Genomic DNA, 11,626 nt, shown 5'->3' on the forward strand with positions numbered 1-11,626 from the left:
GCTGTAGCAAGGTGCGAGACAACGTTGTCTTGTATGATTCCTGCTATGCCTCATGTCTGTCAAGACGTTTCCGTGATCGATCGGGATCAGCTGCCGGTCCTGCTCGTCGCGGGTGCTGCCGGGAGTGGAAAGACCACCCTGGGACGCGAGCTGGCGCGCCGTTTCCGCATCCCCTTGCTCGACCTCGACACCCTGACCAATCCGCTTCTCGATCAGCTGGATTCGGTGTCGGTCGGCCCGCACTGGAACAGTCCAGGGCCGCACTCGGAGCAGATCCGAGCCGGCCGATATGCAGTGTTGCTCGCCGCTGCCACCGACCTCGTGGGCATCGGTCAGCGGCCGGTCCTCGTGGCTCCGTTCACCCGTGAGCTGACCGGTGGCGCGGAATGGGAGCAGCTGATCGCGCAATTGGCACCGGCCGCAACGTCGGTCGTGCACGTGGACGGCTCGCCGGAACTGCTCGCGCGTCGACGGGCCGCCCGTGGGGCAGAGCGCGACGCACATCGGCCGTCGGATACTCCGGCGGAGAAGCCGCGTGTTCCTCATCTACGGGTCGATGCCGAGCTGTCCACCGAGCAGCAGGTCGAGCTGGTCGCGGGAACTCTCGAGGGCTACGTGCAGCGGTGATCGCTTCCGGGCGTGCACGATCGACGTTCGATCAGCTCGACCCCGAGTATGTTGCGCCGCTTGAAGCGCTTGCCGGGATTCTCGATTCGGCCCAGTAGTCGCTCGATGGCCAACCGGCCCAGCCGAGCAGGATTCTGGTCGATCACCGTCACCGGTGGCATCACGGCATCGGCAAGGGGAAAGTCGCCGAATCCGACGAACGCCAGATGCAGCAAGTTCATCTGCTGCAGAACGGGGACACATGCCATGGCCACGCGTGCGTTGGAGAGAAACAGCGCTGTCGGTGGATCGTCGAGCGCGGTCAGTGCGGTCAGGGCGCTGCGTGCATCGTCGCGGCCCATGACGCCGAGCGCAACGAGGGATTCGTCGAACTCGATTCCTCGGGCCTGCAACGACTCTCGATACCCCTTCAGCCGATTTCGGCTGGTAGGAATGTTGGCACTGTCGCCGATGACCGCGATCCGAGTGTGGCCGAGTCGCAGCAGATGATCAGTGGCCAGCACTGCCCCACCGTGATCGTCGTCGACGAAGCTGTCGGCCTTGAGGCCATCGGGTCCGCGATCGACGAAGACCGTGGGAGTCTTGTCGATCCACCGCTCCAGATAGCCGTGGTCGGCACCCGTGGGTGCAATGATCAAGCCGCTCAACTGCCTCCGCAGCAGTGACTCGACCAGCGCCTGCTCCTGATCACCGTCGTGGCCCAGGCTGGTGACCAGCACGGCCATGTCGTCCTCACGGGCACGCTCCTCCACCGCGCGTGCGATGGAGGAGAAGAACGGATCGTCGATGTCGGGCACGGCCACACCGATTGCCGCGGCTTGACCGTTGCGAAACGACGTCGCCATCGTGTTCGGAACGTAATTGAGCGAGTTCAGGGCATCGGTGACGCGAGCGCGCGTGTCGGGGTCGACGTGCGGGTCGTTGTTGTACACCCGTGAGACGGTCTTGGCGCTGACTCTGGCCAGCGCCGCGACATCCTGCATCGTGGTCATGATCTACCCCCGTCTGCTCGTCGTCCGCTCGTCATCGACTGGTGTAGCCGCCGTCCACCGGCAACGACACTCCCGTCACCATGGAAGCATCATCGCTCAACAAGAAGGCAATCGGCGCGGCAATCTCGTCCTCGGTGGCCCAGCGACCCAACGGCATCTGTGCCAGGAACGGCTCCTCGATCTCCGGACGACCCCAGTAGAACGCGGACATCTCCGTCATCACGACGGTCGGATTGACTCCGTTGACCCGGATTCCGTGGCGGCCGAGTTCGAGGGCCGAGACGCGAGTGATGTTGTCCAGGGCTGCTTTCGAGGAACCGTAGGAGACGTGTCCTGTCAGCGCGACGAGACTGGCCTGGCTCGAGACGTTGACGATCGATCCGACACCGGCGGCGATCATCGCGGGGACGGTGTACTTGATGACGAGCAGAGCGCCGCGCGCGTTGATGGCGATGACCTTGTCGAAGATCGAGATGTCGGTGTCCTGAGGCGTCGCGATCTCGCCGCCGAAGCCCGCGCAGTTCACCACCCCGTACAGCTCCAAGCCGGAGACGGCGTCACGCACGCTGTCTTCCGACGTCAGGTCGAAGGCCAGGGGTTGTGCGCCGGTCTCGTCGGCGAGCTTGTCCAATGCATCCACCGACTGGCCCGCGGCAACGACATCGGCACCGTCGGCCACGAGCCGTCGCACCGTCGCCGAGCCGATGCCTCCGCTGGCACCGGTCACCAAGATCGTCCGGCCGTCGAACTTCGCCATGGGGTCTACCTCTGCTGTTCCGAATGGATATGTCATCGATGTCATCGGCTCGCTGAGCGCACGCGATGTCATCGGTGTCATGGACGGTACCTCAGCACACCTCCGACGGCTCGAAAATCGAACAGATCGAGTATTTCTGCAGCTGGGAGACGGTACCGTGCGGTCCGATAGTGGTTCGACAGTGCGCTACCTTCCATGTGCATCGTTTGTGTCATGTCACCGGTGACATGAATTTTCGCGAAACACGTGACAACGCGGGTTGCGTGGGTCACACTCGTTTACACAACGAGCCCCGCGGGGAGCTCGACCCGCCTCGCAGATCACGTTCACCGACCGAGCTGCACGGGCACCGGTGGGGGTGTCCATCCCGCACCCGAAGGTTTTCGATCCGACCTAGGAGTATCCATGGCCAGCGTTGCACCTGTTGCGACACCGATCCTCGAAGCGAGGGGATTGTCGAGGAGCTTCGGAAACGTGCGCGCCCTCGACGACGCCGATTTCGACATCTACCCCGGCGAGGTCGTCGCCCTCATCGGCGACAACGGTGCCGGCAAGTCGACGTTGGTCAAGGCGCTCTCGGGAAGCCTTGCCGTCGACACCGGAGAGATCCTGTTCGACGGCACCGCCGTCGATCTCGACAGCCCAACGGTGGCAGCGGAACTCGGCATCGAGACGGTGTTCCAGGATCTCGCGCTCGCGCCGCACCTCAACGCCCAGCAGAACATGTTCCTCGGCCGGGAGCTGCCGGCGAGAGGCCCGCTCGGCCGACTCGGTTTCCTCGACGTGTCCACGATGCGCAAGCAATCGCAGGCCGCTCTCGACGAACTGGGAGCCACCGTTCGCAGTCTGACCGTCCCGGTCGGCTCGATGTCCGGTGGACAGCAGCAGGCCATCGCCATCGCACGTGCCGTCGCATGGGCCAAGGGCGTGGTGTTCCTCGACGAACCGACCGCTGCGCTCGGCGTGGTGCAGACCCGCAACGTACTCGACACCATTCGTCGGGTGGCAGATCGGGGAGTGGCAGTGGTCTTCATCAGTCACTCGATGCCACACGTCATCGAGGTCGCGGACCGCGTGCAAGTGCTGCGGATGGGCAGACGCGTCGCCACTCTCGACGCCAAGAACACGACCATGGAAGAACTCGTCGGTGCGATGACCGGCGCGACCACCGGAGCCACACGATGAGCAATCAGATCATCACCCCATCCATCGAACCGTTGCCGCCGAGCGAGAAGCCGTCGAAGCACACGTTCGACCTCGTCGAATCGCTCCGTAACCTCGCTCGCGTCCAGGTCTTCCAGATCGTCCTGGTGTTGGCAGCCATCTGCATCGTGTTCTCGATCATGGCTCCCGGGAGTTTCCCCGAGTGGGGCAACATTCGGCAGATCATCCAGAACGTCTCCATCCTGGCCGTCCTCGGGATCGGCATGACGTTCGTGATCGTCACCAGCGGCATCGACCTTTCCGTCGGGTCGGTTCTCGTCTTCTCCGGTGTCGTCTCGGCCAAGACCATGGCAGCCATCGGTGGCGACGGATGGGGAGTCGCCGCCGTCGGGATCGTGGTGGCCCTGGGATGCGGCCTCTGCTGGGGATTGCTCAACGGATTTCTGATCGGCAAGGCCAATGTACCTCCACTGATCGTCACGCTCGGTACCCTGGGCGGCGCACTCGGGCTCTCGCAGGTCATCACCGGCGGCGTCGACATCCGAGACGTTCCACCGGTACTGGTCGACACGATCGGGTACGGAAATCTACCGGCCACCACCATCCCGCTGATCTCGAGCATCGCCCTGGTGCTGGTGGTCATCTTCGGAATCGTGCTGCATCGCACCAAGTTCGGTCTCTACACGTTTGCCGTCGGCTCGAAGGAACAGTCCGCTCGTCGAGTCGGCATCAAGGTGGACATGCACCTGGTCAAGATCTACGCACTCTCGGGCACCCTCGCCGGACTCGCAGGAATTCTGTCGCTCTCGCAGTACGGCACCACCGCCATCGCGGGTCAGTCGCAGACCAACCTCAATGTCATTGCGGCCGTTGTCATCGGCGGAACGAGCCTGTTCGGTGGCATCGGCACGATGTTCGGCACCGTCGTCGGACTCTTCATTCCCGCAGTGCTGCAGAACGGATTCGTCATCGTCGGCGTTCAGCCGTTCTGGCAGCAGGTCGCCGTCGGCGCCGTCCTCATCGCCGCCGTGTACTTCGATCAGCGTCGTCGTGACGCAGCGAGTCGAGGTCAGTCGCCCAGCTCGCTCAAGAAACTCTGGTCCCGAAGTCCGTAGCTCGGGCCGGCCCACAACTCCCTCCCGCACAGTCCCTTACAAGAAAGTCGACCATGATCACATCACGCACCGCCGTCGTTGCACTGAGTGTCGCTTCGGTCTCCGCCATGTTTCTGGCGGGCTGCTCGTCCGACTCCGGAAGCGGTGACGGCAGCGGCAAGATCGCCTTCATCCAGGGCGTGAGCGGCGACGAGTTCTACATCAGCATGCAGTGCGGAATCGAAGCTGCAGCCGAGGCCGCCGGCGTCACCGTCGCCACTCAGGGCCCGGTCAAGTTCGATCCCACGCTGCAGAAGCCGATCGTCGATTCCGTCGTCGCATCGCGGCCGTCGGCCATCCTGATCGCGCCCACCGACGTCGCGGCGATGCAGGCACCGTTGGCGGCTGCGGCGAACGCGGGCATCAAGGTCGTCCTAGTCGACACCACCCTCGAAGATCCGTCCATCGCGGTGTCGTCGATCTCCTCGGACAACAAGGGCGGTGGAGCGGAAGCATTCAACGCCATCCAGGAGCTCAACCCCTCCGGCGGCAAGGTTCTGGTCATCTCCACCGACCCCGGTATCTCCACCGCCGATGCGCGTGTCGAAGGCTTCGAAGAGGCCGTAGGAGCCAATTCGGCATTCGACTACCTCGGAGTGCAGTACAGCCACAACGACCCGGCCGAAGCTGCCCGTCTGGTCTCGGCCGCTCTGGCCAAGGACCCCGACATCGTCGGCATCTTCGCCGCCAACACCTTTGCAGCCGAGGGCACCGCGACGGGTGTCCGGCAGGCAGGCAAGCAGGACCAGGTCAAGATCGTCGGATTCGATGCCGGTCCCGCACAGGTCAAGCAGCTGCGTGAAGGAACAGTGCAGGCACTGATCGCCCAGCAGCCCGACACGATCGGCACCGACGGCGTCGAGCAGGCCATGGCTGCGATCGACAACAAGCCGGTCACGTCCGAAATCTCCACCGGCTTCCACGTCATCACCGCCGACAACATCGACGGCGACGGTGCGCAGTACGTCTACAAGTCGTCCTGCTGACCTGTAGCACCTCGAACTGCGGTGGTGCTCCTGGTGGCAGCACATGCCCGGGAGCGCCACCGCTCACCAATTCCACCCGAATCGTTCGACCCGAGGAACCTGTCATGACCATGCTTCGCCGCGCGACGTTGGAAGAGCTGCCCGCGACCGTCACGAAGCCGGCCTACGACTTGGACGAACTGCATTGCGGTGTGGTGCATTTCGGCGTCGGCGCGTTCCATCGCGCACATCAGGCGGTGTACTTCGATCGGCTGCTCGCGGCCGGACATCTCGACTGGGCTCTGTGCGGAGTGGGAGTGTTGTCGGGAGACAGGAAGATCGGGGACGTCCTCGACTCGCAGGACCACCTCTACACCCTCGTCACAGTGGATCCGGACGGTCGACGGGACGCCCGGGTGATCGGCTCGGTCGCCGACTTCGTCTACGCGCCCGACGATCCGCAGGGCGTACTCGATGTGCTCAGCTCACCCGCCACGATGATCGTGTCCTTGACCATCACCGAGTCCGGTTACGGCGTCGACGACGCCACCGGAGCGTTCGCGCCCACCGATCCTGCAGTGCTGCACGACCTGGCGGATATCTCGGTACCGTCGAGTGTCTTCGGCTTTCTCACCGTTGCCCTCGCCACCCGCCGGTACCACGGGATTCCGCCCTTCACCGTGATGTCGTGCGACAACATCGTTCACAACGGGTCGGTGACCCGAACGGCGTTGACCTCGTTCGCCCGTCATCACGACGCCGATCTCGCCGACTGGATCGACGCAACGGTGGCGTTTCCCAACTCGATGGTCGACCGCATCACCCCTGCTACGACGGCCGCCGTCATCGAGGACGTGCGCAGCGACTTCGGAATCGACGACGGCTGGCCGGTACGGTCGGAATCGTTCTCGCAGTGGGTGGTCGAAGACATGTTCTCGTTCGGGCGGCCGCCCTTCGACGAGGTCGGAGTGCAACTCGTCGCCGACGTCGCGCCGTACGAACACATGAAACTGCGGCTGCTCAACGGCTCCCATCAGGCGATGAGCTACCTCGGCATACTCGCCGAGTACACCCACGTGCACGAGGTGATGGCCAGCCCCGACCTGCACGAATTCGTGGCGTCGTACATGCGGAACGAGGCCGCACCCACCCTCGCCCCTGTACCGGGAATCGACATCGAGGGCTACATAGACCAACTGCTGCAACGCTTTTCCAGCCTTGCCGTTCGCGACACGCTCGAACGGCAGATCGTCGACGCGTCCGCCCGCATTCCGAAGTTCGTACTGCCGGTGATCCGCGACCTGCTGGCCCGGGATCGATGCGTCGACCACTGCGCGTTGATACTCGCAGCGTGGTGCGGTGTCTACGAGCGCGGAGACGTGCCGATGCTCGACGCCAATGCCGAACATCTTCAGCGGCTGTCCTGGGAAGACCACGACAACCCCGGTGCCTTCGTGGCGAATCCTGCTGTGTTCGGTGACCTCTCGACGAGTCCTCGACTGCGCGGCGCGTACCAGAGGGCCAAACGGTCGCTTCAGGACAGCGGAGCGCGCGGAGCCGTACGGCGCGTGCTGGAACAGTCGGTCGGTCAGGCCTTGTAATAGACCACCTGGTGACTCGTCGCCAGCAATGTCCCGCCCTCGGTCCACAGTTCGGCCGTCTGGTCGAAGTAACCTCGGTGGAAGCGGCGCGCTCGGGCAGTGCCGAGGATGTACCCGTCGGAGTGGCTGACGAGATCCTCGGGCGTCGCGAAGAAGTGGGTCGTCAGTGAGATGGTGCCCGCCGGAACGTAGCGACCGAGACGCTGAAAGATCCTGGGATAGAACACATCGCTGAGCGATGTCAGTGCCGGGAAGTCCAACGGACGCGGCGGTGTGTCTCGAATCCACAGGGTTTCGGTCGAGTCCGCGGATTCCTGGTCGCTCAGAGCGCCTGCCAGGAAACGCATCTCGTAGTTCTGTGCCCAGGCGATCGCATCGGGAAAGGTGCCTCGGGGCGTCTCGGCGGGGGAGGGAACGGTCGGTGCCACTGCCTCGATGGTGTCCCACGTCTCGCGCCTCGTACCGAACACTGCTGTTGCGGTGGTGGCGACGTCGCCACCCTGAGTCAGTTCGAGATACCAGTGTTGATTGCTTCGGTTGGTGCGCACGGCACGCGCCGAGATATCGAACTCACCCTCGGCGACGGGGCCGGCGAAGTTCACCGTCAGCGAGACCGGTGAACCCAGACATTCGGGATGCAGCTCGATGGCACGGACGAACGTTGCGGCGGTGAGACCACCGAACGGGCCGACCATGTTGTTGTACGGTGCCGACGTCCTACCGCGGTAAGTGCCGTCGGAAACGGTCTCGAGTGCCACTGCTGTGTCGAACGGATGCATTGTTCTCCCGTAGGTCTCGATCGGCGTTGGTGCCGATTCAAACTATCCGGCTCACCTACACGGCACGCAGGGTGGCTCCTCACGGAATGATTCGCCGGCTGCGTAGCTCGGCGAAGATCCCGGCGAACATGGCCTCGGTGTCGACGAAGCGGTGAAATCCCATGCGACGGGCCTTGGAACCGTCGGCGATGACGTCGTAATCCCAGGAGAAGACGAAATCACCGAATGCCCAGGAAGAGACGTCGGAATACGGAGTCGACTGCAGTCCGTGTTCGGCGACGATGGAATCCCACAGCGGCTCCTTGTCTGCCATGACGTCCGCCAGGGACATCGGTAACGGAGTTGAGGTGTCGAGGTCGAACAGACCCGCGATGCGCGGCCACATCTCGCTCCAGCGAAACAGGTCGCCGTTGGTGATGTTGAACGCCTGATTGGCGCAGGTCGGCGTGGTGGCCGCCCATACCGTCGCCTCGGCGAGCAACGATGCGTCGGTCATCTCGAGCAGCGCGCCGAAGGCACGGGGCTTTCCCGGAAACCGCATGGGGACGCCCAGTTTCGCGCACATGGTGGCGTACACGGCGATGACGGTGGCCAGGTTCATCGGGTTCCCGAGAGCGACACCGCACACCACCGATGGCCGGATGGCCGACCAGGTCCACCGCTTGCCGAATTGCCGCGCCTCGAGAAACTGTTGCTGATCGACGTTGAACTCGGGCGGCATGTGGGGCGGATCGGATTCTCGCGCCGGGGTTTTGAAGGGCCCCAGGTGTGCGCCGTACACCTTGTATCCCTGCATCAGGCTCACGTGCTCGAGGTCCGGTGAACTGTCCTCGATGGCCGTGACCACGTTGACGAGCATCGAGAGATTGGGGGCGACGAGTTCGGCCCAGCTCGGTCTCTCCTGATACGCGGCGTAGAAGATGTGCGTGACGTCGGTGAGCTCGGCCAGTCTGCGGTGCGTCTCGTCGGCGTCGAGCAGATCCACCGCGATGTGACGGACGCGTCCGTCGTCGATACCGCCGCGGCGTGAGAGCCCGACGATGTCCCAATCACCTGTTCGCTGCAGGTGATCGACCAAGTTACCGCCGATCACTCCGTTGGCTCCCGCTACGACTGCTACGCGTGACATGACCTACTCCTATCTGGATATCGCGATATTACGATGTCCCTAGTAGACCACATATCGGGATATTGCGATATTGGAGTACGCTTCGAAGGTGGCTGACGAACTGGACCCCGCAGAGCTCGCGGCGGTGTTCGGTGCGCTGAGCAATCCCGCGCGATTGGCGATCATGCGGTGGCTCAAGGATCCCAACGACTTTCCGCCCCAGCTCGAGCCCGCCGAGGACGTGGGAGTCTGCCTCAAGCACATTCGATCGCGGGCGGGTGTTTCGCAGTCCACAGCCTCGCAGTACATGGCCGTGCTGCAACGCGCGCAGCTGGTGACAAGCACCAAGATCGGCCCCTGGGTGCACTACAAACGCAACGACGAATTCCTCGACCGACTGGCCGAGACGATCAAGTCCGATCTGTGAAGTCGTCGATCGCCTGATCGATCGAGTTGCTGTCCGTGTGCACATCTCGCGCCCGGTCCCGCAGTGTGTGCCGGTCGGTTGCACGTGCGATGGCCCGTAGGTCGATGCGCTGCAACAGCTTCTTCGTCACCGGTCGCTTGCTGTCCCAGAATGCGAGGGCCGCGATGAGATCAGTCGCTTCCGGTCCGGTCAACAGTGCATGGGCGACGGCGCATGCCGCTGGGTCCTCGAATGGCAGTAGATAGGTGGCGTCGTCGAACACCGCAGGTTTTCCGTCGTAGGGGCCGACCATCCTGAACTGCGGAATCTTGTGGAATCCGGAGATCGCGATCTTGTAGGGCGCAAACGTGTACGGCCCGACACCGAAGATGCAGAACTGGGCGCGATTTCGGTAGATCGACGACTTCCGGCCATCGAGAGCTGTCGCGTTGTCGGTCAGGTACTTCCACAACTTCGGTGCGCTGTCCGCCAACTGTGCGGTGTCGTCACCGGTGTGGGATTGCGGCACGATCATCCATCGCGAGACCACGCTCAACTTGTCGCGATAGACGTCGGTGCATTTGAACAGGGGAAACAGGAAGTCTGTCTCGACGTCGACCGTAGCTCCGAGTTTGGTTCGTGGGCCGTCGTTCTCGGCCAGTTCCATGACGGCAGACGCATCGTGTTTGATGCCCTGACGCCACATCAATGGACTGATGCCATCGAACTGCTTGCTTCGCTCGTAGGCGTCGACGTCCGCGACGAGTTGTCCGTCGACCACTCCGATCCTGCTGCTGGGGTGCAGTGCGTCCATGCTCGAATACATCTGCGCGGTGTGGTCGGTTGCACCGGTTCCGAGTTCGACCACGAACCAGCAGGCATCGACTCCGGCGTCGAACCACTTCTTGGCGTCGATGGGGCGCAGACTCGAACCGGTGATCGGAAGGCCGTGCCGAGCGCAGTGCAACAGGACGTTTCGAGCTACCTGGGTTTTGCAGATCATCGCAACGGTGACCGGGCGATCTGCGAACTCGGTGAGCAACTTGATCCAAATGAACTCCGCAACATCGAAATTCGAGCTTCCGGTGATCGCATCGATGCCGCGCACGTTCCCCGTGTTCGCACGAGCCGGTCTGTTGTTGGAACCCAGAACCGACAGCTGTGAGTTGGTCACCCACGGTGGGTTGCCGACGACGAGGGTCGGGCCCGACTCCGACGTCCATGCGATGTCGCGCGCCAGGTCGAAATCGAAGATCGATGCTGTGATCACCCTGCCGAATATCGATGCTGCCGCGGCGTACTCGGGCTGCACTTCGATTCCGACGCGTTCTGTGTCGGGGTGACGCTCACCGATGACCGACAAGAAGTTCCCGACACCACACGTGGGTTCCAGGACACGAGTCCACTGCCGTCGAGGCAGGGTGTTCACCAACGCACGTGCCAACTCGATCGGGGTCTGGAAGTCCCCGAACTCGTTGTTGGGCATCGATGCCTCCGGCGGTGGTGCGAACAAGTTCCTTCTACGGCACTCAACCACACCACTGCCGAAGGCATTAAAGTCGACTGGGATGAAGCTCTCGCGTGCGGCCCTACTGCTGTCAACTCTGGCGTTCATCGTCGCTCTGATCTGGGTCGCCGTCACTGCGGGGGATCAAGTGCCCGCGCACTTCGACGGGTCCGGTCAGGTCGATCGCATGGACTCGAAGCTGTCCTTCCTGCTCACGATGGGCGGCATCGGATTCGCGATCATCGGGTTGTTCGCGAGCATCGGGTGGTGGTTCCCCAAGGTTCCGGGGTCCATGGTGAATCTGCCGAGCCGGACGATGCACGAGTATTGGACTGCCGCCGAGAACCGACCCGAGCTGAACCGAAAGATGGCCGAGGACCTCGAGTGGATCGGTGCGGCAACGGCATTGCTGTTCGCCTGGATCACCGGCGTTGCGGGTGCAACGACGGGCGACTCGGTCGGCGTCTGGGTTCTCGCCGTCCCGACGGCGCTGTACCTGCTGGCCGTTCTGGGATACGTGGTGTTCGTCGTCAAAGGCGGCCGGTACCGCGTATCGAAGAACTGAA

At 63.3% G+C, this 11,626-nt stretch carries 12 protein-coding genes; 7 read left to right on the forward strand and 5 right to left on the reverse strand.

Features of this window, described 5'->3' with window-relative positions:
* Positions 1-72: 72 nt before the first annotated feature.
* Positions 73-627, forward strand: coding sequence for an AAA family ATPase (locus CH306_RS17020; protein ID WP_179272876.1), 555 nt, complete (start codon positions 73-75; stop codon positions 625-627).
* Here CH306_RS17020 and CH306_RS17025 read toward each other — a convergent pair.
* Positions 612-1,619, reverse strand: coding sequence for a LacI family DNA-binding transcriptional regulator (locus tag CH306_RS17025; protein ID WP_032395044.1), 1,008 nt, complete (start codon positions 1,617-1,619; stop codon positions 612-614). The two genes, CH306_RS17020 and CH306_RS17025, sit on opposite strands and share 16 nt — an antisense overlap.
* Positions 1,620-1,650: 31 nt before the next feature.
* The gene (locus tag CH306_RS17030) at positions 1,651-2,376 is read right to left on the reverse strand and encodes an SDR family oxidoreductase (RefSeq protein WP_032395045.1); all 726 of its coding nucleotides are present in this window, start codon (positions 2,374-2,376) and stop codon (positions 1,651-1,653) included.
* Positions 2,377-2,781: 405 nt separating this feature from the next.
* On the opposite strand from CH306_RS17030, the gene CH306_RS17035 reads away from it, so the two are divergent.
* The 4 genes from CH306_RS17035 to CH306_RS17050 all read left to right on the forward strand — a co-directional run bounded on the left by CH306_RS17035 (position 2,782) and on the right by CH306_RS17050 (position 7,260).
* Entirely contained in the window at positions 2,782-3,561 is a 780-nt protein-coding gene (locus CH306_RS17035) for an ATP-binding cassette domain-containing protein (RefSeq protein WP_032395046.1), read from the forward strand.
* Complete coding sequence (locus CH306_RS17040; protein WP_082073654.1) at positions 3,558-4,655, forward strand: ABC transporter permease; 1,098 nt, start codon at positions 3,558-3,560, stop codon at positions 4,653-4,655. Before CH306_RS17035 ends, CH306_RS17040 begins: the two co-directional genes overlap by 4 nt.
* Positions 4,656-4,708: 53 nt before the next feature.
* On the forward strand, positions 4,709-5,680 hold the full coding sequence (locus tag CH306_RS17045) for an ABC transporter substrate-binding protein (RefSeq protein ID WP_094647282.1): 972 nt from the start codon (positions 4,709-4,711) through the stop codon (positions 5,678-5,680).
* A gap of 104 nt (positions 5,681-5,784) precedes the next feature.
* Entirely contained in the window at positions 5,785-7,260 is a 1,476-nt protein-coding gene (locus tag CH306_RS17050; RefSeq protein ID WP_094647284.1) for a mannitol dehydrogenase family protein, read from the forward strand.
* On the opposite strand, the gene CH306_RS17055 is transcribed toward CH306_RS17050, so the two are convergent.
* Positions 7,248-8,039 carry an acyl-CoA thioesterase gene (locus CH306_RS17055; RefSeq protein ID WP_094647286.1) on the reverse strand — a complete coding sequence of 264 codons (792 nt, stop codon included), beginning with the start codon at positions 8,037-8,039 and terminating at the stop codon, positions 7,248-7,250. The genes CH306_RS17050 and CH306_RS17055 overlap by 13 nt on opposite strands.
* A 79-nt stretch (positions 8,040-8,118) precedes the next feature.
* Positions 8,119-9,168 (reverse strand): SDR family oxidoreductase, encoded by a 1,050-nt coding sequence (locus CH306_RS17060; RefSeq protein ID WP_094647287.1) that lies wholly within the window; start codon positions 9,166-9,168, stop codon positions 8,119-8,121.
* Between the two features lie 88 nt (positions 9,169-9,256).
* On the opposite strand from CH306_RS17060, the gene CH306_RS17065 reads away from it, so the two are divergent.
* Entirely contained in the window at positions 9,257-9,574 is a 318-nt protein-coding gene (locus CH306_RS17065; protein ID WP_032395051.1) for an ArsR/SmtB family transcription factor, read from the forward strand.
* Here the strand turns inward: CH306_RS17065 and CH306_RS17070 are convergent.
* On the reverse strand, positions 9,558-11,039 hold the full coding sequence (locus tag CH306_RS17070; protein ID WP_179272877.1) for an SAM-dependent methyltransferase: 1,482 nt from the start codon (positions 11,037-11,039) through the stop codon (positions 9,558-9,560). The two genes, CH306_RS17065 and CH306_RS17070, sit on opposite strands and share 17 nt — an antisense overlap.
* Positions 11,040-11,121: 82 nt before the next feature.
* Here CH306_RS17070 and CH306_RS17075 point away from each other — a divergent pair, with 82 nt between their 5' ends.
* Entirely contained in the window at positions 11,122-11,625 is a 504-nt protein-coding gene (locus CH306_RS17075) for a DUF1648 domain-containing protein (protein ID WP_094647289.1), read from the forward strand.
* Position 11,626 lies beyond the last annotated feature (1 nt).

The sequence above is a fragment of the Rhodococcus sp. 15-725-2-2b genome (genome assembly GCF_002259075.1).
Lineage (GTDB): Bacteria > Actinomycetota > Actinomycetes > Mycobacteriales > Mycobacteriaceae > Rhodococcoides.

Coding starts and splice junctions, on each gene's coding strand:
- CH306_RS17060 (WP_094647287.1), bottom strand. CDS start 9,168: ATGTCACGCGTAGCAGTCGTAGCGGGAGCCAACGGAGTGATCGGCGGT.
- CH306_RS17025 (WP_032395044.1), bottom strand. CDS start 1,619: ATGACCACGATGCAGGATGTCGCGGCGCTGGCCAGAGTCAGCGCCAAG.
- CH306_RS17045 (WP_094647282.1), top strand. CDS start 4,709: ATGATCACATCACGCACCGCCGTCGTTGCACTGAGTGTCGCTTCGGTC.
- CH306_RS17070 (WP_179272877.1), bottom strand. CDS start 11,039: ATGCCCAACAACGAGTTCGGGGACTTCCAGACCCCGATCGAGTTGGCA.
- CH306_RS17035 (WP_032395046.1), top strand. CDS start 2,782: ATGGCCAGCGTTGCACCTGTTGCGACACCGATCCTCGAAGCGAGGGGA.
- CH306_RS17055 (WP_094647286.1), bottom strand. CDS start 8,039: ATGCATCCGTTCGACACAGCAGTGGCACTCGAGACCGTTTCCGACGGC.
- CH306_RS17040 (WP_082073654.1), top strand. CDS start 3,558: ATGAGCAATCAGATCATCACCCCATCCATCGAACCGTTGCCGCCGAGC.
- CH306_RS17075 (WP_094647289.1), top strand. CDS start 11,122: ATGAAGCTCTCGCGTGCGGCCCTACTGCTGTCAACTCTGGCGTTCATC.
- CH306_RS17030 (WP_032395045.1), bottom strand. CDS start 2,376: ATGGCGAAGTTCGACGGCCGGACGATCTTGGTGACCGGTGCCAGCGGA.
- CH306_RS17050 (WP_094647284.1), top strand. CDS start 5,785: ATGACCATGCTTCGCCGCGCGACGTTGGAAGAGCTGCCCGCGACCGTC.